The organism is Lentzea californiensis (assembly GCF_024648825.1).
GTDB lineage: Bacteria > Actinomycetota > Actinomycetes > Mycobacteriales > Pseudonocardiaceae > Lentzea > Lentzea californiensis.
This window is the reverse complement of the sequence record NZ_JANBBE010000002.1, coordinates 12,947-34,221: the sequence shown is the minus strand read 5'-3', so window position 1 is coordinate 34,221 and position 21,275 is coordinate 12,947. Positions and strand designations below refer to the sequence as shown.

General features: G+C 68.8%; 20 protein-coding genes and 1 riboswitch. Of the genes, 8 read left to right on the top strand and 12 right to left on the bottom strand.

Translation table 11 applies throughout. The features are described from left to right. Positions 1-8: 8 nt before the first annotated feature. Positions 9-137: riboswitch (cobalamin riboswitch) on the bottom strand. A gap of 94 nt (positions 138-231) precedes the next feature. Then, positions 232-651: a YciI family protein gene (locus LX88_RS10985; RefSeq protein ID WP_258947695.1), complete on the top strand. Its 420-nt coding sequence runs from the start codon at positions 232-234 to the stop codon at positions 649-651. A 70-nt stretch (positions 652-721) separates the two neighbouring features. On the opposite strand, the gene LX88_RS10980 is transcribed toward LX88_RS10985, so the two are convergent. The 4 genes from LX88_RS10980 to LX88_RS10965 all read right to left on the bottom strand — a co-directional run bounded on the left by LX88_RS10980 (position 722) and on the right by LX88_RS10965 (position 8,054). Continuing rightward, positions 722-1,759, bottom strand: a complete 1,038-nt coding sequence (locus tag LX88_RS10980; RefSeq protein ID WP_258947694.1) for a 3-isopropylmalate dehydrogenase — start codon at positions 1,757-1,759, stop codon at positions 722-724. Positions 1,760-2,042: 283 nt separating this feature from the next. Beyond that, positions 2,043-5,315: a S8 family serine peptidase gene (locus LX88_RS10975; protein ID WP_307790143.1), complete on the bottom strand. Its 3,273-nt coding sequence runs from the start codon at positions 5,313-5,315 to the stop codon at positions 2,043-2,045. Between the two features lie 241 nt (positions 5,316-5,556). Continuing rightward, positions 5,557-7,152 carry a phosphoglycerate dehydrogenase gene (gene serA / locus LX88_RS10970; RefSeq protein WP_307790110.1) on the bottom strand — a complete coding sequence of 532 codons (1,596 nt, stop codon included), beginning with the start codon at positions 7,150-7,152 and terminating at the stop codon, positions 5,557-5,559. 296 nt (positions 7,153-7,448) lie between these two features. Continuing rightward, positions 7,449-8,054 carry a TetR/AcrR family transcriptional regulator gene (locus LX88_RS10965; RefSeq protein ID WP_258947692.1) on the bottom strand — a complete coding sequence of 202 codons (606 nt, stop codon included), beginning with the start codon at positions 8,052-8,054 and terminating at the stop codon, positions 7,449-7,451. An 83-nt stretch (positions 8,055-8,137) separates the two neighbouring features. Here LX88_RS10965 and LX88_RS10960 point away from each other — a divergent pair, with 83 nt between their 5' ends. Both LX88_RS10960 and LX88_RS10955 read left to right on the top strand, forming a co-directional pair. Then, positions 8,138-8,818, top strand: a complete 681-nt coding sequence (locus LX88_RS10960; protein ID WP_258947691.1) for a molybdopterin-dependent oxidoreductase — start codon at positions 8,138-8,140, stop codon at positions 8,816-8,818. Beyond that, positions 8,815-9,423, top strand: a complete 609-nt coding sequence (locus tag LX88_RS10955) for a DUF2867 domain-containing protein (RefSeq protein WP_258947690.1) — start codon at positions 8,815-8,817, stop codon at positions 9,421-9,423. Before LX88_RS10960 ends, LX88_RS10955 begins: the two co-directional genes overlap by 4 nt. A gap of 8 nt (positions 9,424-9,431) precedes the next feature. On the opposite strand, the gene LX88_RS10950 is transcribed toward LX88_RS10955, so the two are convergent. The 4 genes from LX88_RS10950 to LX88_RS10935 form a co-directional block, all read right to left on the bottom strand. Beyond that, complete coding sequence (locus LX88_RS10950) at positions 9,432-9,695, bottom strand: DUF397 domain-containing protein (protein WP_090066479.1); 264 nt, start codon at positions 9,693-9,695, stop codon at positions 9,432-9,434. A 103-nt stretch (positions 9,696-9,798) separates the two neighbouring features. Continuing rightward, positions 9,799-10,812, bottom strand: coding sequence for a ketol-acid reductoisomerase (ilvC, locus tag LX88_RS10945; protein ID WP_030479766.1), 1,014 nt, complete (start codon positions 10,810-10,812; stop codon positions 9,799-9,801). 22 nt (positions 10,813-10,834) lie between these two features. Continuing rightward, a complete protein-coding gene (ilvN, locus tag LX88_RS10940) occupies positions 10,835-11,341 on the bottom strand; it encodes an acetolactate synthase small subunit (RefSeq protein WP_030479767.1) in 507 nt (168 codons plus the stop codon). Continuing rightward, complete coding sequence (locus tag LX88_RS10935) at positions 11,341-13,173, bottom strand: acetolactate synthase large subunit (RefSeq protein ID WP_258947689.1); 1,833 nt, start codon at positions 13,171-13,173, stop codon at positions 11,341-11,343. The genes ilvN and LX88_RS10935 overlap by 1 nt, the downstream gene beginning before the upstream one ends. A 232-nt stretch (positions 13,174-13,405) precedes the next feature. Between LX88_RS10935 and LX88_RS10930 the strand changes: the two genes are divergently transcribed. The 3 genes from LX88_RS10930 (at position 13,406) to ilvD (ending at position 16,184) form a co-directional block, all read left to right on the top strand. Next, complete coding sequence (locus tag LX88_RS10930; protein WP_258947688.1) at positions 13,406-13,840, top strand: PH domain-containing protein; 435 nt, start codon at positions 13,406-13,408, stop codon at positions 13,838-13,840. Further along, complete coding sequence (locus LX88_RS10925) at positions 13,837-14,262, top strand: vitamin K epoxide reductase family protein (protein ID WP_258947687.1); 426 nt, start codon at positions 13,837-13,839, stop codon at positions 14,260-14,262. The genes LX88_RS10930 and LX88_RS10925 overlap by 4 nt, the downstream gene beginning before the upstream one ends. Before the next feature lie 77 nt (positions 14,263-14,339). Then, positions 14,340-16,184 (top strand): dihydroxy-acid dehydratase, encoded by a 1,845-nt coding sequence (ilvD, locus tag LX88_RS10920; RefSeq protein WP_258947686.1) that lies wholly within the window; start codon positions 14,340-14,342, stop codon positions 16,182-16,184. Here ilvD and LX88_RS10915 read toward each other — a convergent pair. The 3 genes from LX88_RS10915 to LX88_RS10905 form a co-directional block, all read right to left on the bottom strand. Then, a complete protein-coding gene (locus LX88_RS10915) occupies positions 16,181-16,423 on the bottom strand; it encodes a hypothetical protein (protein ID WP_258947685.1) in 243 nt (80 codons plus the stop codon). The two genes, ilvD and LX88_RS10915, sit on opposite strands and share 4 nt — an antisense overlap. A 10-nt stretch (positions 16,424-16,433) precedes the next feature. After that, positions 16,434-17,162, bottom strand: a complete 729-nt coding sequence (locus LX88_RS44225; protein WP_258947684.1) for a DoxX family protein — start codon at positions 17,160-17,162, stop codon at positions 16,434-16,436. A 69-nt stretch (positions 17,163-17,231) separates the two neighbouring features. After that, entirely contained in the window at positions 17,232-18,176 is a 945-nt protein-coding gene (locus LX88_RS10905) for a 2-hydroxyacid dehydrogenase (protein ID WP_258947683.1), read from the bottom strand. Between LX88_RS10905 and LX88_RS10900 the strand changes: the two genes are divergently transcribed. Together LX88_RS10900 and LX88_RS10895 are read left to right on the top strand one after the other, a co-directional pair. Further along, positions 18,175-19,077, top strand: a complete 903-nt coding sequence (locus LX88_RS10900) for an alpha/beta fold hydrolase (protein WP_258947682.1) — start codon at positions 18,175-18,177, stop codon at positions 19,075-19,077. The genes LX88_RS10905 and LX88_RS10900 overlap by 2 nt on opposite strands. Positions 19,078-19,087: 10 nt before the next feature. Continuing rightward, on the top strand, positions 19,088-20,248 hold the full coding sequence (locus tag LX88_RS10895; RefSeq protein WP_258947681.1) for a PQQ-dependent sugar dehydrogenase: 1,161 nt from the start codon (positions 19,088-19,090) through the stop codon (positions 20,246-20,248). A gap of 4 nt (positions 20,249-20,252) precedes the next feature. Here LX88_RS10895 and LX88_RS10890 read toward each other — a convergent pair whose 3' ends face one another. Continuing rightward, positions 20,253-21,200 carry a LysR family transcriptional regulator gene (locus LX88_RS10890; protein WP_258947680.1) on the bottom strand — a complete coding sequence of 316 codons (948 nt, stop codon included), beginning with the start codon at positions 21,198-21,200 and terminating at the stop codon, positions 20,253-20,255. Positions 21,201-21,275 lie beyond the last annotated feature (75 nt).

The following is a 21,275-nucleotide window of genomic DNA, read 5'->3' as shown; positions in this document are numbered from 1 at the left end:
AATCGGAAACACAGGCCGGCCGTGTGCGGGTGTTCGGGCTCGTCCTCACGAGGAGGCCTACCGTTGCGGGTCAGCGCCGGACTTCGACCGGACTTCCCCCACGCACGACTGAGGTGACCCTACCTGCGAAAACAGGAAGTTCGGAAATTCTGGGGGTGTGATGTCGATCCAGCCCGCGCCTGTTCGACCTGTGGACGTCAGCGAGGAAGACACCGAGCAGGGAGACACACCGTGAAGTACATGTTGATCATGCGCGCCACCGACGAGGGCTACGCGAACATGGGCGAGCTCGACTTCGACAAGATGCTGGAGACGATCGGCGCGTTCAACGAGGAGCTGATCCGCGCCGGTGTCCTGCTGGCCGCGGAGGGCCTTTCCGAGGCGTCCGAAGGCATCGTCGTCGACTACTCCGCCGAACCCCCGGTCGTCACGGACGGCCCGTACGGCGAGACCAAGGAGCTGTTCAACGGCTTCTACCTGCTCAACGTCTCCTCGAAGGAAGAGGCGGTCGAGTGGGCCAAGCGCCTGCCGATGACGGGCCCCGGGTTCAAGACCGAGATCCGCCGGGTGCCGTCCATCGACGAGTTCCCGCAGGACAACGAGTGGATCCAGAAGGAGCGCGCGTGGCGTGAGGCCCACGGCCAGCTCTGAAACGCACGCGGGGACCTTTCGTACCGACATGCAGTACGAAAGGTCCCCGCGTGCGGCCAAGCGAGAGTGATCAGCCCGTGCGCACGTTCGACGACACGAGAGCCGCGAGCCTGTCACCGATCGCGTAGGTCTGGCCCGGCGACTGGTGGTCACGCGTGGCGAGGTCGAACGCCACGGAGGCCTCGATCCTGCGTGCCGACTCGCGCTCGCCGAGGTGGTCGAGCAGCAGCGCGACCGACAGCACGGCGGCCGTCGGGTCGGCGATGCCCTGGCCCGCGATGTCCGGTGCCGAACCGTGGACCGGCTCGAACATCGACGGGTTGCGACGAGTCGCGTCCATGTTCCCCGACGCGGCCAGGCCGATGCCACCCGTGACGGCGGCGGCGAGGTCGGTCAGGATGTCGCCGAACAGGTTGTCGGTGACGATCACGTCGTAGCGGGCCGGGTCGGTGACCATGTGAATGGTCGCCGCGTCCACGTGCTGGTAAGCCACGGTGACGTCCGGGTGCTGCAGCGACACCTCCTCGACGACGCGCGACCACAACGAGCCGGCGTGCGTGAGGACGTTCGTCTTGTGCACCAAGGTCAGGTGCCGGCGCGGACGGTTCGACGCACGCGCGAAGGCGTCCCGGACCACGCGCTCGACGCCGAACGAGGTGTTGATCGAGACCTCGGTGGCGATCTCGTGCGGCGTGTCCTTGCGGAGCAGGCCGCCGTTGCCCGCGTACGGGCCCTCGGTGCCCTCGCGCACCACCACCATGTCGATCTCCGGCGGGTCCGCGAGCGGGCTGCGGACACCGGGGTAGAGACGAGCCGGGCGGAGGTTCACGTGGTGGTCGAGTTCGAAGCGCAGCCTCAGAAGCAGGCCCCGCTCCAGAATTCCGCTCGGCACCGACGGGTCGCCGACCGCGCCGAGCAGGATCGCGTCGTGCTGGCGAAGCTCCCCCAGCACCGACTCGGGCAACAACTCTCCCGTGGCGTGCCAGCGCGCCGCGCCGAGGTCGTAGCGAGTGATCTCGGCCGCCGGAACGACCTCGTTGAGGACCTTCAGGGCCTCAGCGATGACCTCGGGCCCGATCCCGTCTCCTGGGATCACTGCGAGCCGCATCCACACACCTCCCAGGTGTCAGTCCCCAATTGGTGGGACTACTTTCCTTCGCGAAAGGCTACCGGCATCGCGGGTGCTCGCCGCATGCCGGACACCCCATCGGGGTGTTATCTCCCGTACTGCGGGACACCCACACGGCCCATATCCAACTTTCGAGTGTCACTCGACCGCAGGAACGGGGTCGCGTCAAGGGGTGACGGCAGGCAGTTCCGGGCCGTGACGAGCCGGGAGGCCCGGTTCCAAACGAAGAACCGGGCCTCCCGTGAAACATCCGATCTAGCGGCTAGTAGGCGCCGCGTCCGCCCGACTTCACCAGGACGACCGACGCGCGGTCGCTGTTGGCGTTGTGGTGGTTGAGCACCAGCAGGCCGTCGGACTTGTCGGCCTTCAGCGAGGCCTCGTTCTTGTTGACGACGAGCGCGGTGCCCGGCTTCGCGAGGTACGAGAGCGCCGCGTCGCCGCCGCCCTGTGCCCACAGACCGGGCTTGAGCGGGTCGAAGGACAGGTTGCGGTCGATCACGTCGATCAGCTTGTTCGCGTTGCCCGGCGCCGGGTAGTAGCCGCCGGTGCCCACGACGTACGAGATGCGGGCCGTGTCCTTCGACGCGTCGATGCCCAGTGCGCTCAGCAGCACCGGCAGGACGACGACGTTGGTGTCCTGGACGTTCGCGTCGACGTCGCCGAACAGGCCGTTCACGCCCTGGATGTCGACGGTCTCGCCCGTCTTCAGGTCCACGGTGGACGCGACCAGCAGGTCGGTGTCGGTCAGGCGGGTCGCGAACACCTCGAAGTCCGCCGTGCCGTCACCGTTGGTGTCGATGTCGACGAACGGGACGGTGTTCTTGCCCAGGTTGTACCAGTTGCCCCAGGTCGCGACACCGAACGCGAGCAGCGCCTCCTCGGGCTTGCCCTGCGCCTTGGCCAGCGGGGCCGTGGACGCCGCGCCGACGTAGCGGAGGTCGCCGCCCTTGGCGGTCTCGTTGAGCGCGCAGTTCTCGGTGACGTTGCGCTTGCAGTCACGCAGCTTCGGCGACTGGGCCTGCAGCTCGAGGACGCTGATCAGCGAGCGGTAGGCCTGCGAGCCGGTGCCCTGGTCGATGCCCTTGCCGGACACGTTCAGCACGGCCTGCTTGTCGTTGCCGCGGAACTTGAGGCTGGACTGGGTCTTGACGTCCGCGACCGGCTTCGGCGCCGAGTAGACCGACAGGCGCAGCGGCACCGTGGCGCCGGAGACCGGCGTGAAGGTCACGCGGCCGGAGGCGTCCGCGAGGAACTGGCGCGGCGTGTCGAGCTGGTTGGCCTCGACCGTTGAGTCGACCGTCTTGCGCAGCGCCTTGGGGTCGTCGATCTTCAGGGTGACCTTGACCTTCGCGACGCCGCGCGGGCTCAGCTTCACCTTGTCCTGCGAGAGCACGTAGCTCACGCCGGGGATCGTCGTGGCCGCGGTGTAGCCGACCTGGTACTCGACGGGCTTCGTCGACTTGTTGACGAGCTTGATGGTCTTGGACTTCGAGACGGCCTTGGCGACCTCGACGACGCCGAAGTTCGCGCTGACGTAACCGTTGTCATCCTCGACGTAGGCGAGGACCTGGTTGTCGATCGCGGACTTGCCGTCCACGCGGCCGGTGCCGACCCGGTTGGGGGCGAAGGTCTTGCCGTTCTCCTTCACGTCCGCACCGGCGGTGTTCATGATCGAGGCCTTGACCTCCTCGAGCGTCCAGTCCGGGTGCGCCTGGCGGACCAGGGCGGCGATGCCGGCGACGTGCGGGGACGCCATCGACGTGCCGGAGATGACCATGCGGTCGTCGCCGGAACCGACGGCGGCCGACGAGATCGTGTCACCGGGGGCCGCGACGTCCGGCTTGATGGACTGGCCGCGGGTGCCGCGGCTGGTGAACGCGCTCGGGGTGTCCGAAATGGACTGGTCGTACGTCGCCGTCGAGGTGCGCAGGGCACCCGCGAGGCGGACGACCAGCGTGCCCGCGTTCAGGGCCGGGCGCACCGCGTTGGTGGCCGAGCCGGTGAACTGGAACATCGGGATGGCCGCGTTGCCCGCGATGCCGGCCGCGAAGTTCTCCAAAGTGGACGACAGCAGCACACCCAGGCCGCCCGCCGCCTGCACGTTGTTGGCACGGGCACCGGAACCGCAGCGGCGCGTCGCGTCGTTGTCGTCCCACTCCAGCCAGACGAACTTGCCCGCGACCGCGTCCGTGATCGGCTGGCAGCCGTCGAGGTTGCCGGCCTGGGTCAGCTTCACGACCGGCAGTTCCTTGTCGTAGCCGAGGTAGCCGGCGAAGTTCTGGCTGTACTGACCGGGCTTGAGGCCCTGGCCCTTCACCTCGGCGCCGTCGCGCAGCACATACGAGTCGCGCGTGGAGGCGACGGTCAGCGCCTCGGGCGTGTTGCCCGGAGAACCGCCGACGTCGTAGAGGTCGCCGCCGTTGCCCGCGGAGAAGACCGGCATGACGCCGGCCTTGTACAGCTTCTTCACGAAGAGGCTGTCGGGGTCGTCCGGGGCGCCGTAGTCGGAGCCGAGCGACAGGTTGACCACGTCGAGGTGGTCGGAGAAGTCGCCGTCGCCGTCGGGGTCGAGCGACCAGTCGAGCGCCTGCGAGGTGACGTTGGTCGAGCCCTCGCAGCCGAAGACCTTCAGCGCGAAGATCTGGGCCTTCGGCGCGGTGCCGGGGCCGATCTTCATGTCGTTCAGCTTCGCCGCGTCGAGCAAGGTGTAGTCACCCTTGAACGTGCTGCCGTCGGCGTTCTCGCCGAAGCCGGCCGTCGTGCCCGCGACGTGCGAGCCGTGACCGTTGCAGTCGAGGGGGTTCGGGTCCGGCTTCGGCGTGTTGATCGCCGGGTCGGTGCTCTCCCCGTCGTAGTCCTCACCGACGAAGTCGTAACCGCCGACGACCTTCGCGGTCGGGAAGTTCGGGTCCTTCACGCGCGGGTCGACGGCCTTGAACGCCTCGACCGTGCCGGGCCCGCCGAAGTTCGCGTGCGTGTAGTCGACACCGGTGTCGATGATGCCGACGCGGATGTCGTCGCCGAGCTTGCCGTACTGCTGCCAGACGTTGAGCGTCCTGGTGAGCTGGACGGCGTTCGAGTTCTGGCGCTTCTTCGGCACGACCGGGTAGACCGCGAGGACGTCCGCGCGTTGCGCGAGTTCGCGGACCTTCTGCGCGTCGGCCTTCACGACGACGCCGGGGACGCCGTTGGAGGTGCGGTAGAGCTCCAAGGTCCGCGTGTCAGCGCTCTTGAGCTGGCCGACGACCTGGTCCGCGGTGGCGGACACGTCGCTCTTGGCCTGCTTGGCGGCCTGCTTCGCGACTTCCTTGCCCTGGCTCTTCTTCTCGTCGAACGCGTCGACGGCCGGCTTGCGGTCCAGCGCGACGAACGCGGTGACCGCGCCGGTGGCGTTGAGCCTGGGAGAAACCTTGAGGTGCAACGCTTTCGCGTCCAACCCTTGCGCACTCTTCACCGGCTGCGCGAGCGGTTCGCCCTGCGCCTGTGCCGTGGCGGGTGCGATCAGCAAACTGGTGATGGCAGAGAACACCACCAGACTCGATCGTCTCTTCACTACATTGCCCCAACCGAGGTGTGTGCCTTCGACCCGAAGAAACAGTGCCGTGCCCTCTACGGCACCGGGTCAACCTCGTGGGGACGCTAATCGCTGATCGTGTCTCTGCGACTGCCCCGAAAGTATGAATGTGGTCTACGGATAGTTGCCTGTTACGACTTCGTTGTGAACGACGATGGACACGGGAAGGGGACTTTGCCGTCCCCTTCCCGGTTTGTCGTGACTATCCGAAGTCGACGGAACGAACGGTGCGCGCGCCGACGGCGGCACCGATCGGGTCGAGCACCTGGGTGTCGACCGGGCGGTCCACGCGCAGCACCATGACCGCGTCGTCGCCGGTCTGGCTGATCTGCGCGGCCTCGATGTTCACGCCGGCCTCGCCAAGCAGCGTGCCGACCGTGCCCATGACGCCCGGACGGTCCGGGTACTCCAGGAGCAGCACGGTGCCTTCGGCCCTCAGGTCGAAGTTGCGGCCGTTGATGTTCACCAGCTTCTCGACCTGCGCGATGCCGCTGACGGTGCCGGAGACGCTGAAGGTGCTGCCGTCCGCGTGCACGGACTTCACCGTGACGAGGCTGCGGTGGTTCGGGCTCTCGGTCTCCTTGACGAGCTCGACGCTCACGCCCAGGTCGGCGGCGAGGCTCGGCGCGTTCACGAACGTCACCTGCGACTCGACGACCTTGGAGAACACCCCGCGCAGCGCGGCGAGCGGCAGGATCGCGACGTCCTCATTGGACAGTTCGCCGCGGACCTCGACGGTGACGCTGGTCGGGGCCTTGGGCGACAGTGCACTGAGGACGGTGCCGAGCTTCTGCACCAACGGCAGGTACGGGCGGACCTCTTCGCCGACCGCACCGCCCTGGACGTTGACGGCGTCCGGCACGAACTCGCCGGCGAGCGCGAGGATGGTGCTCTTCGCGACGTCGGTGCCCGCGCGGTCCTGCGCCTCGGCCGTGGACGCGCCGAGGTGCGGGGTGACGACGATGCCCGGGACGTTGAACAGCGGGCTCTCGGTCGTGGGCTCGGTGGAGAAGACGTCGATGCCGGCGCCGCCGACCTGGCCTTCCTTGACGGCCTCGGCGAGGGCCTCCTCGTCGATGAGGCCACCGCGGGCCGCGTTGACGATGATGACGCCGCGCTTGGCCTTCGCCAGCTGCTCCGCGCCGATGAGACCCTTGGTCTCCGGCGTCTTCGGCAGGTGGATGGAGATCGCGTCGGCACGCTCGAGCAGCTCTTCGAGGGTGACGAGCTCGATGCCGAGCTGGGCGGCGCGCGCCGCGGACACGTACGGGTCGTAGGCGATGAGCTCGACACCGAACGCGGCGATGCGCTGCGCGAACAGCTGGCCGATCTTGCCGAGGCCGACCACGCCGACCGTCTTGCCGTTGAGCTCGACGCCGTTGAACTTGGAGCGCTTCCACTCGTGGTTCTGCAGCGTCTCGTGCGCGGCCGGGATCTGACGCGCGACGCTCAGCAGCAGCGCGACGGCGTGCTCGGCGGCACTGACGATGTTGGACGTCGGCGCGTTGACGACCATCACGCCGTTCTGCGTGGCGGCCGGCACCTCGACGTTGTCCAGGCCCACACCCGCGCGGGCCACGACCTTCAGCTTGCGCGTGGCCGCGAAGACCTCGGCGTTCACCTGGGTGGCGGAGCGCACGAGCAGGGCGTCCGCGTCGGCGACAGCGCTCAGGAGGGCTTCTCGGTCGGTGCCGTCTACGTGGCGCACTTCGACGCCGTCACCGAGAGCGTCCAGAACGGACGGCGCGAGCTTCTCGGCGATGAGGACAACAGGTCGGCTCGTGTTGCTCACGGACATCGCTCCCAGGAAGGGTCGGATCGTGGGGCGCGGGCGTGGTCGGGGGCGGCTGGCCCGCGCCGACCGGAGCACCGCAATGTGTCCGGACTGTTAACGAGCATAGACAGGGGCACTCGCGAAGCTTTCGAGCGGGTGGCTCAGGTCACTGTTCGCGTCCTGCGGTATGGGACGAATCCGGCCTCGACGTGGGGGTGAACGGAGGGTTGGGCGCCCACTGCGTGGGAACTGGCGGGACGCGGGTTGCGCCGGGGGTGCCCTGCGGGACGGCAGGCGGTGTGCGCCGGGATGGTGTTCGACTACTCGCTGGCGACTGCTCGCACACCGCGAAGGACGACGTCGAGCACCGTTTCCGCCTCGGCGCGAGCGGCCTGCGGATCGGCGGCTCGGGTGATGTACAGCGCCGAGCCGTAAAGACCACCCAGTGCGACGTGCGCCAACGGATCGACCTCGACACCCGGCAGGGCACCGCTGGCCACCAGAGGGGTCAGCACGACGCGCAGCATCGGGAGCTCGACGCCCTCCAGGCCGCCTTCCCACGAGTTCGCGGCCATCACCGCCACGCTGTCGATGATCACGATCCGCCGGAAGTCCGGCCGCAGGCAGGCGTCGAGGAACGCGGACAGCCCCGCCCGCACCGCGTCCCACGGATGACTCTCCGCCAGCGCCGCCGCCATCACGGCCTCGGCGGTTTCGTCCAGCACGACCTCGTAGACGGCCTTGAAAAGCACATCCTTGCTGCTGAAGTGGTGGTACAGCGCGCCCTTCGCGAGACCGGCCCGCTGCACGATCTCGTCGATCGCGGTCGCCGCGAAGCCCTGCTCGACGAACAGCTCCCGTGCGACCGCGACCAGGTGCTCGCGCGTGGCCTCCGCCTGCCGTTCCCGTAGCCGCTTGACAGTCACCACCCAAGCTTAAAGACTGACCGTCAGTCGGTGAACGACTATCGGTCGGTGAGCGACCACCGGTCGGCAAGGGGGGAACAGCCTTGAAGACACTTCCGCCAGGACAACGCCGAGTCGACGGATTCCCGCGGTTCGGGACACACCTGCAGCAGCCGCCACCGCCGGTGCCCGACGATCCCGTGATCGCCATCAGCGGCGTGGTGCGCGAACCCGTCGAGGTGCGGCTGGGGGAACTGTCCGCACTGCCCCACCGGGAGGTCCTGGCCGACTTCCACTGCGTGGCCGGTTGGACCGCGACCGACCTGCGCTGGGAGGGCGTGAGGTTCGCCGACTTCTACCGTCGTTTCGTCGAACCCGCGCTGGAGCCAGGGGTCACCGTCACCCACCTGGTCTTCGAGGGCCTGGACGGTGCCGCCTCCGTGGTCGAGTTGCAGGACGCGCTCGCCGACGACGTCATGCTGGCTCAACGGCTGAACGGGCGCCCTCTCGACGGCAACCACGGTGCTCCGATACGGCTGGTCAGCCCGGCGCAGTACGGCTACATGAGCATCAAGCACCTTTGCGCCGTCGAAGTGTGTTCGGCGCTGCCGGCGCACCGGCTCGGCACGAAGATCTTCGACCGGCTGCTCGAAGGGCATCCGCGGGCGCGCGTCTGGCAGGAGGAACGCCACGGCCGCATCGCCGGGCGGCTGGTCCGGCCGTTCTACCGCGCCCTCATCGGCCCTATCCGCCGCCTCAGCGCGAAAGGAGCGCAAGGCGAATGAGAGTTCCCAATGACGTGCTCAAGACTCAGCGCTGGGTCATCAGCGACGTCGTCCACGACTTCGAGGTCGAGGACGTCTGGGCTCTTCCCGTCGACGGTGGACCCGACGGCTTCGACGACGTCATCGGCCTCATGGCAGCCATGGACTTTCCCGGTTCGGCGCCGCTGCCGGTGCGCGTGCTGTGGGGAATCCGCGATCTGCTCGGCCGCCTGTTCGGACTCGGGCGCGTCTCGGCCTCAGCGGAGGACGCCGGCGCCTGGCCACCCGTCCCCGGAACCGGCGAGCCGTCGCTGTCCGTCCGCGTACCGGCGGAACTCCGTGGTACAGCGCCAGATTCCCGCCTCACGGACAAGCCGTTCCGTCCGCTGTACCGCACCGGGACCGAGTTCGCGGAGGAGATCTCGAACCGGACGATGTACGGCGTGATGCACCTGGCCTGGGTGGACCAGGGCGGCGGCCGGTACCAGGGACAGATGACCGTCTACGTCAAGCCGCGCGGTGCCGCCGGCAGGGCGTACATGGCTTTCATCAAGCCGTTTCGCCATGCGATCGTTTATCCGGCGCTGATGCGGTACGTCGAACGGTCCTGGGCCCGGCGCGCATAGACCCGTGCCTACCAGGGTTCGTCGAACTCGCCGTCCTTCGCGCCCAGCACGAAGGCGTCCCACTCGGCCATCGTGAAGGTCAGGACGGGTTCGAGCTGCTTGGAGTTGCGCATGGCGACGTACGTGGCGCCGTCGGTGTGCTCGATGAAGGCGATCTCGACGTGGCCGTCTTCCGGTTCCGGCTCCGGCGGGCGCTTCCACTCCGCGTTGCGGAGGTCCAGCTTGCCGCGCACGTGGGCCTTGTCGTCGTAGATCGGCGCGCTCTCGGTCATGCGGAAGACGCTAGCGGATGGACGCGAACGAAAAACGGAAAGGCCCGCGGGGCGTCACACGCGCTCCGCGGGCCTCCCTGGGGGAAAGACCTGGTGAGGAAGGTCAGGCGGTCTCGGTGATCGGGCGGTCGACCCACGACATCATGTCGCGGAGCTTCTTGCCGGTGACCTCGATCGGGTGGTTCTCACCCTCCTGCTGGAGCTTCTTGTAGTTCGCGCGGCCGTTGTCGTCCTCGGCCACCCACTCGTTCGCGAAGGTGCCGTCCTGGATCTCGCCCAGGATCTTCTTCATCTCCTCCTTCACCGAGGCGGTGACGACGCGCGGGCCGCGGGTCAGGTCACCGAACTCGGCGGTGTCGGAGATCGAGTAGCGCATGCGGGCGATGCCGCCCTCGTACATGAGGTCGACGATCAGCTTGAGCTCGTGCAGGCACTCGAAGTACGCGACCTCGGGGGCGTAGCCCGCCTCGGTGAGGACCTCGAAACCGGCCTGCACCAGCGCGGAAGCGCCACCGCAGAGGACGGCCTGCTCGCCGAAGAGGTCGGTCTCGGTCTCTTCCTTGAACGTCGTCTTGATGACGCCGGCGCGCGTGCCGCCGATACCCTTCGCGTAGGACAGGGCGAGGGCCTGCGCGTTGCCGGAGGCGTCCTGCTCGACCGCGATGAGCGCCGGGACGCCCTTGCCGTCGACGAACTGGCGGCGGACGAGGTGGCCGGGGCCCTTCGGCGCGACCATGGCGACGTCCACACCGGACGGGACCGTGATGAGGCCGTAGCGGATGTTGAAGCCGTGGCCGAAGAAGATCGCGTCACCCTCGTTGAGGTTCGCGGCGATCTCGTCGGCGTAGATGTGGCGCTGCGCGGTGTCCGGCGCCAGGATCATGATCACGTCGGCCCACGCGGAGACCTCGGCCGGGGTGCCGACCTCGAGGCCCTCTTCTTCCGCCTTGGCGCGGGACTTGGAGCCCTCCTGCAGGCCGATGCGGACCTCCACGCCGGAGTCGCGCAGCGACAGGGCGTGGGCGTGGCCCTGGCTGCCGTAGCCGATCACGGCCACCTTGCGGCCCTGGATGATGCTCAGGTCGGCATCGTCGTCGTAGAAGATCTCAACGCTCACTGTATTTCCTTCTGTCTGGTTTCTAACGAACCGCGGTGGCGGTGATGGAACGAGCGCCACGGCCGATGGCGACCATGCCGGACTGGACGATTTCGCGAAGCCCGTAGGGCTCCAGCATGCGCAGCAACGCGTCGAGTTTTTCAGACGTGCCGGTGGCCTCGATCGTGACCGCTTCCGGTGACACGTCGACGACCTTCGCGCGGAAGAGCTGGACGGTTTCGAGGACCTGCGACCGCACCGTCGCGTCCGCGCGGACCTTGATCAGCACCAGTTGCCGCTGAACGGAAGCACTCGGCTCCAGCTCCACGATCTTGATGACGTTGATGAGCTTGTTGAGCTGCTTGGTCACCTGCTCCAGCGGCAGCTCGTCGACCGACACCACGATGGTCATGCGCGAGATGTCGGGGTACTCGGTGCGGCCGACCGCGAGCGACTCGATGTTGAAGCCGCGGCGGGAGAACAGGCCGGCGACGCGCGCGAGCACACCGGGCTTGTCCTCGACCAAAACGCTCAGCGTGTGCCTGGTCATCACAGGTCCTCATCGAACAGGGGGCGGATGCCGCGGGCGGCCATGATCTCGGAGTTGCCGGTGCCCGCCGCGACCATGGGCCACACCTGGGCGTCCTTGCCGACGACGAAGTCGACGACGACCGGGCGGTCGTTGATCTCCAACGCCTTTCCGATCACCTCGTCCACCTCCTCGCGCGACTCGGCGCGCAGGCCCGCACATCCGAGGGCTTCCGCCAGGAGCTTGAAGTCTGGGATGCGGTGCTTGTGCGTCCCCAGATCCGTGTTGGAGTACCGCTCGCCGTAGAACAGCGTCTGCCACTGGCGGACCATGCCCAGGTTGCCGTTGTTGATCACGGCGATCTTCACCGGCAGGCCCTCGATGGCGCAGGTGGCGAGCTCCTGGTTGGTCATCTGGAAGCAGCCGTCGCCGTCGATGGCCCACACCGTGCGGCCGGGCTCACCGGCCTTGATGCCCATCGCGGCGGGAACGGCGAAGCCCATCGTGCCGAGGCCGCCGGAGTTGATCCACGTGCGCGGGTGCTCGTACTTGACGAACTGCGCGGCCCACATCTGGTGCTGGCCGACGCCCGCGGTGTAGATCGTGTCGGCCGGCGACAGCACGCCGATCCGTTCGATGGCGTACTGCGGCGACAGCGTGCCGTCCTCGGGCCAGTCGTAGCCCAGCGGGAACGTCTCGCGGATCGAGTTCAGCGTCGCCCACCACGGCGCGAGGTCGACCTTCGTCGCCGTCTCGCGCTCGGTGCGCAGCGCGTCGATCAGCTCGGTGATGATCTCCTTGCAGTCACCGACGATCGGCACGTCGGCGCGGCGGTTCTTGGAGATCTCGGCCGGGTCGATGTCCGCGTGGATGATCTGCGCGTCCGGCGCGAACGAGTTCAGCTGGCCGGTGACGCGGTCGTCGAAGCGGGCGCCCAGGGCGATCAGCAGGTCCGACTTCTGCATCGCCGCGACGGCCCCGACGGTGCCATGCATACCGGGCATGCCCATGTGCTGCTCGTGCGAGTCCGGGAACGCACCGCGCGCCATCAGCGTCGTGACGACCGGAATGCCGCTCTCCTCGGCGAGGAGCAGCAGCTCGGCGTGCGCGTCCGCCTTGATCACGCCGCCACCGACGTACAGGACGGGCTTGCTCGCGGCCACGATCAGCTTGGCGGCCTCGCGCACCTGCTTGCCGTGCGGCCGGGTCGTCGGCCGGTAACCGGGCAGGCGCATCTCGGGCGGCCACGAGAAGCTGGTCTGCTCCTGCAGCACGTCCTTGGGGATGTCCACGAGGACCGGGCCGGGTCGGCCGGTCGACGCGATGTGGAACGCCTCCGCGATCGCCCGCGGGATGTCCGCCGGGTCGGTCACGAGCACGTTGTGCTTGGTGATCGGCATCGTGATGCCGCAGATGTCCGCCTCCTGGAAGGCGTCCGTGCCGATCAGCGGCCGCGACTGCTGCCCGGTGATCGCGACGATGGGCACGGAGTCCATGTTCGCGTCCGCGATCGGGGTGACGAGGTTGGTCGCACCCGGACCCGAGGTCGCCATGCAGACCCCGACCTTGCCGGTGGCCTGCGCGTAACCGGTCGCCGCGTGTCCCGCGCCCTGCTCGTGGCGGACGAGGATGTGCCGGACCTTCGTGGAGTCCAGCAGCGGGTCGTACGCGGGAAGGATCGTCCCGCCCGGAATGCCGAACACCACTTCACACCCGACCGCCTCAAGCGAGCGGACGAGGGACTGCGCCCCCGTCACTCGAATCGGCGCGCCAGTGGGCGGAGCCGGTTTGGGCCGCGGACCTGGACGTGGCGACGAGGGCTCGGAAGCCTGTCGCGATGGTGCGCTGGTCATTGGTTTGCCTCGCGGGTATCGGGGTCCGGACACGAAAAAACCCTCGACAACCCGGAGTTGGGTCGTGCGAGGGTCGCGCGTCGACGCAGGCTGTTCGGCTCAGGCGTCGACGCGCCTGAGAAGTACGAGAACGAGCGTGCGCTGCATGAAGCGGACGTTATCGCCTCGCGCAAGAGTGCGTCAACTCTGCGGGATGGAATTCCCGGATCGTGGACGTGGAACAATCGACCGGGTGAAGAAGCTGGTCTTTCGCATCCCGGCAACGGCCCTGCTCGCAGCGGGTTTGATCGCCATCTGCGTCACCCCTGTGGCGTGGCTCGCTCCGGGGCTGCAAGCGCTCTACGTCCTGCCCCTCGGCTACGCCTACTGGGTGCTGCGCAACCGCACGACGGTCACCGAGGAGCAGATCGTGGCGCGCGGCGCGTTCGGCACGACGACGCTCGAGTGGTCCGAGGTGAAGTCGATCCGGCTGATCCAGAAGGGCTGGCTCAAGGCCGTGAAGGACGACGACACCGAGGTGACGCTGCCCGCGGTGCGGTTCATGCACCTGCCGGCGCTGTCGCTGGTCAGCGGCGGGCGCGTGCCCGACCCGACGGTCAAGGAAGAAGTCGTCGCGGAGGAGCCCGCTGAAGCGGCAGCTGACGAGGTCGTAGAGTCAGATAAGTGATCAAACGAGTTCCGCTGCTGAGCCTGCTGCTGTCCGTCGCAGGCCTGCTGACCTCGGCTTACCTGACGTACACGCACTTCGACGCGAGTGCGCTGGTGTGTTCGGCGGACGCCGTCATCGACTGCGAGACCGTGACCACGAGCGAGCAGTCGGAGTTGCTGGGCATCCCCGTCGCGTTCCTCGGACTGGCCTTCTTCGCGTTCCTGACGGTGATCTGCCTCCCGTTCGCGTGGCGGGTCGACGCGCTGAGGTGGGTGCGTCTCGCGGCGGTCGGCGTCGGCGTGCTGATGGTCGTCTACCTGGTGGCCGCCGAGTTGCTGATCATCGGCAAGATCTGCCTGTGGTGCACCGTCGTGCACGTGATCACGCTCGCACTGGCCTGTCTGCTGGTCTCGGCGAGTCTGCGCACAAGTAACCTTTGAGGCACCGCTCCCAGACTGGTGGACGCCTCACCCCCGCGTCCCGCGCGCTTCTTTCTTGAACTGAATCTGGAGGAGCAGTGCCTCAGCTCCGCTCTCGCACCACCACTCACGGCCGCAACGCAGCGGGTGCCCGCGCCCTCTGGCGCGCGACCGGCATGACCGACAGCGACTTCGGCAAGCCCATCATCGCGATCGCCAACTCCTACACGCAGTTCGTGCCGGGCCACGTGCACCTGCGCGATCTCGGGGACATCGTGGCCGAGGCGGTGCGCGAGGCGGGCGGTGTCGCACGCGAGTTCCACACCATCGCCGTCGACGACGGCATCGCCATGGGCCACAGCGGAATGCTCTACTCGCTGCCCAGCCGCGAGATCATCGCCGACTCCGTCGAGTACATGGTCAACGCGCACCAGGCCGACGCGATCGTGTGCATCTCGAACTGCGACAAGATCACCCCAGGCATGCTGAACGCGGCGATGCGGCTCAACATCCCCGTCGTGTTCGTGTCCGGCGGCCCGATGGAGGCCGGCAAGGCCGTCGTCGTCGAGGGTGTCGCCGTCGCGCCGACCGACCTGATCACCGCGATCTCCGCCTCGGCCTCCCCCGCCGTGAGCGACGACGGGCTCTCCGAGGTCGAGCGCTCCGCGTGCCCGACGTGCGGTTCCTGCTCCGGCATGTTCACCGCGAACTCCATGAACTGCCTCACCGAGGCCCTCGGCCTGTCGCTGCCGGGCAACGGTTCGACGCTGGCCACCCACGCCGCGCGCCGCGAGCTGTTCTCCGAGGCCGGCCGCGTCGTCGTGGAGCTGTGCAAGCGCTGGTACGGCGAGGACGACGAGTCGGCGCTGCCGCGGTCGATCGCGAACCGCAAGGCGTTCGAGAACGCGATGGCGCTCGACATGGCCATGGGCGGCTCGACGAACACGGTGCTGCACATCCTCGCCGCCGCGCAGGAGGGCGAGATCGACTTCACGCTGCAGGACATCGACGACCTGTCCCGCCGCGTGCCGTGCCTGTCCAAGGTGTCGCCGAACTCCGACTACCACATGGAGGACGTGCACCGGGCCGGCGGAATCCCCGCTCTGCTGGGCGAGCTCTACCGCGCCGGCCTGCTGAACGACGACGTCACGTCGGTGCACACGCCGACGATGGCCGAGTGGCTCGGCAAGTGGGACATCCGCGCGGAGAACCCGTCGCCGGAGGCGATCGAGCTGTTCCACGCGGCCCCCGGCGGCGTGCGCACCACCGAGGCGTTCTCGACGTCAAACCGCTGGTCCTCTTTGGACACCGACGCGGCCGGCGGCTGCATCCGCGACGACGAGCACGCCTACACCCGTGACGGCGGCCTGAACGTGCTGCGCGGCAACCTGGCCGAGCGCGGCGCGATCATCAAGTCCGCGGGCATCGACGAGGAGCTGTGGCACTTCGAGGGCCCGGCGCGCGTCGTCGAGTCCCAGGAGCAGGCCGTCTCGGCGATCCTGAACAAGGAGATCCAGGCGGGCGAGGTCCTGGTCGTGCGCTACGAGGGCCCGTCCGGCGGCCCCGGCATGCAGGAGATGCTGCACCCCACGGCGTTCCTCAAGGGTTCCGGGCTCGGCAAGAAGTGCGCGCTCATCACGGACGGCCGGTTCTCCGGCGGTTCGTCGGGCCTGTCGATCGGCCACATCTCACCGGAGGCGGCGGGCGGCGGCACGATCGGCCTGGTCGAGAACGGCGACCGGATCCTGATCGACGTCCACGAGCGGCGGCTGGAGCTGATGGTCGACGCCGACGTGCTGGCCGAGCGCCGCGCGAAGATGGAGGCGTCGGAACGGCCGTGGCAGCCGGTGGACCGGGTTCGCCCGGTGACGGCGGCGTTGCGGGCCTACGCGCGGATGGCGACGGACGCGTCCACGGGCGCGGTGCGCAACCCCGACCTCTAAAGAGCCAGTGCGAGCGCCATGCAGGCGCCGAACACGAGCCAGCCCGTCAGCGGTCCGCTGACGGGCTGCTCCGTCTTCTTGACCATGACGCCGGCGACGACGAGGCCCGCGAGCAGGCCGAGCGGCGGCAGCAGGGACTTCGCGGTGAGCCCGAACGGGAACGCCACCAGGTAGACGACCGGGATCCCGATCACCAGCAGGGCGAGCTGGAGCACCGCTCCCGTCAGGTTCTTCCGCATGCGGGGATTCTTACCGGAAGACGAAGTAGGTCACCGCCGCGCCACCGGCTCCGATCAGCAGCGCGATGAACCCGGCCGCCAGCGGGTGGCGGAACCAGCTGCGGTTGTAGTCCAGGGCGGCGCGGCCTGGCCCGGCGAACAGCGCCGCGAACGCCATGCCGGCGAGCGCCAGTTCCAGTTCCACGCCGTTGGGGCCGAAGAAGCCGCCCTTGTACTGCAGCGCGATGACGTTGGCCATCACGGCGAGCAGGCCCGCCGCCGCGAGCGGGGTGAAGAGGCCCAGCACGAGCAGGGCGCCGCCGGCGAGTTCGGTGATGCCGGTGACCCAGGCGAGGACGACCGACTCGCGGTAGCCCATCTTCTCGAGCGACTGGGCGAAGCCGTTGATGCCGGGGCCGCCGAAGAGACCGAAGACCTTCTGCAGGCCGTGCAGCACGAAGATGCCGCCGAGCACCGCGCGCAGCCCGAGCAGGCCGATGTCCGGGCCGGCGGTCCAGCCGAACTTCCTGCGGTCGTCGTCGAACGGGTCCGCGTCCCGCGAGTCCTCAGTGGACGTGTCCAGCGGCGTGTAGGCCGTCGTGTCGAACGACTTCGTGGTCGAGTCGTACGGCGACAGGGCGTCCGACCCGGCTCTGGTGGTGCCGTCGTCGAAGTGGTGCACTCCCCCTCCGCTGCTCGAGTAGAACGAGTCGTCGGAGAAAGCGCTCGAACTGGCCGAGCCTTTGTCGTGAGTAGCCACGCCCGCACGCTAGGGGGCCACGTGCGGGCGCGCGAGAGCCGAACGGCAGCCCAGTTTCACCCGGATGGACTAGTAGGCGCCGTGCACGAGGTTGCGCGGCTGCTCCCCCGCGGCGAACCGGGCGATCTCCGCGGCGGCGATCGCGTAGGCGCGTTGTGCGTGCCCCGTGCAGGACCCGGCCACGTGCGGGGTGAGGAACAGGCCCGGCGCGGTCCACAGTGGATGATCGGCCGGCAGCGGTTCGGGATCGGTCACGTCGAGGGCCGCGCGCAGTCGCCCGGAACTCAGTTCGGCGAGCAACGCGTCCGTGTCCACGACGGGGCCGCGCGCGCCGTTGACCAGGATCGCGTTGTCCTTCATCGCGGCCAGGAACTTGGCGTCGACGAGGTGGTGGGTCTCCTCCGTCATCGGCGTGAAGACGACCACCGCGTCGAACTCCGGGAGCAGCTGCGGCAGCTCGTCCTGGCCGTGCACGCCTTCGCGGGCGGTGCGGCCGACCAGGGTCGCCGTCGCGTCGAACGGTTCGAGGCGGCGCTTGAGCTGCTCGCCCAGGTCACCGGCGCCGACGATCAAGACCTTCTTGTCCTGCAAGGTGTCCGTGAGGTGGTAGTCCCAGCGGCCCTCGGCCCTGGCCCGCTCGAAGACGAGGAAGTCTCGATAGATCGCGATCAACGCGCCGATGGCCCACTCCGCGGTGCTGCCGCCGTGCGCGCCCCGGCAGGTGGAGAGCAGCACGCCGTCCGGCACCTTGCCGACGAAGTTCTCCGCACCGGCGCTGAGCAACTGCACGAGCTCGAGGTTCGGCAGCTGCGCGAACACCTCGCGCGGGTCGGTGCCCGCGAGGAACCGCGGGATCAGCACCTCGGCGTTCTGGGCGTCAGACGGCAGCGGCTCCCCCGGCACGTAACGAACCGGCCGGACACCGTCCACCTGGGACAGCGCCTGGACTCCGAAATCATCTGGCACGAGCACGGTGAGCGTCACCCCTGCAAAATACGTCAGAATGTTCGTCATGCGGGAGCACGACATCGTCGCTTGGGACGGCACGAAGATCCGGACCTGGGAGGTGCCAGGTGGGGGAACACCTGTGCTCCTGTGCCCCGGTGTGGGTTCGGGTCCCGAGTCGTGGCCGTCGCTGACCGATCGCGGCGGCCTGCTCAGCTGGTACATGCGCGGCACGATGGGCTCGGACCGCCCGGTCGACGAGCGCAACATCTCGCTCGACGACCACGTGTCGGACGCCATCGCCGTGCTGGACGACGCGGGCATCGAGCGGTGCGTCGTCATGGGCTGGTCGATGGGCGTGACGGTCGCGGCCGAGCTGGCGTTGCGTCATCCGGAACGGGTGGCGGGCCTGCTGCTCGTCGCGGGCGCGCCGGGTGACTCGTTCGACGCCATGCTGCCGCTGGTGCCGAAGGCGGTGCGCCGGTTCGTCGGGCTGACGAGCACGAGGCTGCTGCAGCAGGCCGGTCCGGTGCTGGACAAGGTGCTGCACCGCGTCCCGGTGACGGACGCGACGACGTTCCTGTTGCGGCACAGCGGCGTGATCAAGCCCTCGAGCGACCCGGCGGCCGTCGGGCAGGCGGTGAGCCGGTTCCTGCAGCACGACTGGCGCTGGTACTTCACGCTGGCGCTCGCGCTGGGCGAGACGCCGCGCCAGGACCTCGCCCCGATCGTGTGCCCGGTCACACTGCTGGCCGGGCGTGACGACGTGCTGGCGACGACGGAGAGCATGTCCGGGCCCGTCAGCGCGCTGCCCCAGGCGCGGCTGCGGGTGCTGCCGTGCAGCCACTACCTGCCGTTGGAGGCGCCGGAGGTGGTGAGCGCCGAACTCGACATGCTGCTCGACCGCGTCCGGTCGGTCGACTTCGCCACTTCCGAGAAGTTGACTTCGGGTTCACGGTCCCGCACCTAACCTGGGAGCCGTGGTTCGTTCCGTAGCGTTGCTGACCGCCGTCTGCCTGCTGGCAGGGGGCTGCGCGAGCTTTCCCGACGAGCCGGCGCCCACGCAGTGGAGCGCGCAACCACAGCTGACCCCGCAGGCGGGCCCGAAGCCGGAGCTGCCGGGCGAGTACCGCCCGACGCCCGGCGATCCCGGCCGCAACCCGGCGCCGCAGAGCGTGCCGCCGCCGCAGGGCTGCAAGGACTACCACCCGGCCGTCGTGGCCACCTGCCTCAACACCGTCACGGGCGTCGCCCCGATCGGCGCGGACGCCCAGGGCGGCGTCGCGGCGTACGCGACCGAACGCGGCGGGCGCCTGCTCAAGGTCGCCAAGGACGTCGACCCGGTCGTGGTCGCCCAGCTGGAGGTCGACGCGTCGACCGACGGCGGGCTGTCCGGCCTGGCGCTGTCGGCGACGTTCGCCGAGGACCAGCTCGCGTACGTCTACGTCACGACGGCGACGGACAACCGGGTGCTGCGCATCGCCCCCGGAGACTCGCCCAAGCCGATCCTCACCGGCATCCCGAAGGGCCCGTCGGGCAACCGGGGTGTGCTGGCGAGCGACCGCAAGGGCGCGATCCTCGTCGCGACCGGTGACGCCGGGAACCCCGCGCTGGCCGCCGACCCGAACTCCCTGGCCGGCAAGGTGCTGCGGATCGACGGCTCCGGCCAGCCCGCCCAGGGCAACCCGACGGCGGGCAGCGCGGTCGTCTCCTCCGGACTGCGACTGCCCGGCGGCCTGTGCGTCTCGGCGGACACCTCGAAGACCTGGGTGACGGACTGGGCCGCCAGCGGCGACGTCGTCTACCGCGTGGCGCCCGGCAAGCTCGGCGAGGTCGCGTGGGCGTGGCCGGACCGGCCCGGCGTGATGGGCTGCTCGTCGTACTCGGACCAGCTGTCCGTGGCGACGTCCAAGACGCCCGGCTACCAGTCGTTGTCGATGAACGCCGCCGGTGCCTTCACGGGCAAGCCGGAGATCGCGATGGCGGAGGACGGCTTCGGCCTGCTCGGGCCGATGGAGATGCTGAACGAGTCGGCGTCGCTGGTCGGCACGGTCAACAAGGCCGGTGGCACGCCGGTGTCGTCGGACGACCGGGTCGTCATCATCGTGCGCCCGAACAACGGCGGCGGCACGAAGGACTGAGGTTCTAGGAGCCGAGGGCGAACTGCTCTCCTCCGTCGCGCCACCACCGCGCGTAGACCTCGCTCTCCCCGACCAGCTTCAGGTACTCCGAGGCGACCTGGTCGCACAGGTCGTCGACCTCCTCCGCGACCGGCGCGTCCGTGCGCCAGGCCAGCACGACCTCGCGCACCAGCGGGTTGCCGGTGACCGGCAGGCGCGCGACGCCGGGCGGAGTGCCGCCGACCGGATAGAGCGGGCAGACCGCGCCGGACTCCCTGATCAACGTCAGCGCGACGTGCGCCTCGCTGCTGAAGTGCGCGATCCGTTGCTCGAAGCCCCTGGCCGCACACTCGCGGGCGAAGTGGGCGTTCATGCCGCTGTCGTCGGGCTCCGGCATGACCCACTTGTCGTTCGCCAGAGCCTCCAGCGGGATCTCGGGCTGTCGTGCTCGTGCATGGTGTTCGGGGACGCCGACGAACAGCGGTTCGCGGGTGAGCAGCCGGTGTCCTGCGTTCGGCGGAAGGGTCAGCGGGGTGCCGGGAAATCGACGCAGGACGGCGATGTCGAGTTCGCCGGTGGCGAGCAACGCGGTGAGCGTGCCCGTCTCCTTGATGGTGCGACTGGTGACGTTGTCCTTTAGTGCGGCGACCAGTAGTCCGAAGTGATGAGCGGGGATTCCCGCGAGCCTGGTCGGAGCGCTGGGGCATTGCGCGTTACGGCGCGTTACGCGTTCCAGCGTGACCAGTTGAGTGAGCATCGACCGTGCTTCCTGGACGAAGTCCTGGCCGGTCGGCGTGAGCTTGACGCCGTCGGCCGCACGCAGGAAAAGCGTGCCGCCCAGGTGGTCCTCGATGCGCTTGAGCTGCGTCGTCACCGCGGGCTGGGTGAGGTGCAGCCGGGCGGCGGCCTTGCGCAGGCTGCCGCAGTCGGCGATCGCCACGACCAGTTCGAGGTGCCGCACTTCCAGACGCATGAGTCCGATGTTATCGCTCAATGTAATAGGGCCAATACCCTTAGCGATGTCGCATGAGACAGGCTGGTCTCGATA

Bases quoted from the DNA above. Each gene is read 5' to 3' on its own strand.
- LX88_RS10890 (WP_258947680.1), bottom strand. From the start codon at position 21,200: ATGCGTCTGGAAGTGCGGCACCTCGAACTGGTCGTGGCGATCGCCGAC.
- LX88_RS10955 (WP_258947690.1), top strand. From the start codon at position 8,815: ATGAGAGTTCCCAATGACGTGCTCAAGACTCAGCGCTGGGTCATCAGC.
- LX88_RS10950 (WP_090066479.1), bottom strand. From the start codon at position 9,695: ATGACCGAGAGCGCGCCGATCTACGACGACAAGGCCCACGTGCGCGGC.
- LX88_RS10900 (WP_258947682.1), top strand. From the start codon at position 18,175: ATGCGGGAGCACGACATCGTCGCTTGGGACGGCACGAAGATCCGGACC.
- LX88_RS10905 (WP_258947683.1), bottom strand. From the start codon at position 18,176: ATGACGAACATTCTGACGTATTTTGCAGGGGTGACGCTCACCGTGCTC.
- serA (WP_307790110.1), bottom strand. From the start codon at position 7,152: ATGTCCGTGAGCAACACGAGCCGACCTGTTGTCCTCATCGCCGAGAAG.
- LX88_RS10935 (WP_258947689.1), bottom strand. From the start codon at position 13,173: ATGACCAGCGCACCATCGCGACAGGCTTCCGAGCCCTCGTCGCCACGT.
- LX88_RS10915 (WP_258947685.1), bottom strand. From the start codon at position 16,423: ATGCGGAAGAACCTGACGGGAGCGGTGCTCCAGCTCGCCCTGCTGGTG.
- ilvN (WP_030479767.1), bottom strand. From the start codon at position 11,341: ATGACCAGGCACACGCTGAGCGTTTTGGTCGAGGACAAGCCCGGTGTG.
- LX88_RS10980 (WP_258947694.1), bottom strand. From the start codon at position 1,759: ATGCGGCTCGCAGTGATCCCAGGAGACGGGATCGGGCCCGAGGTCATC.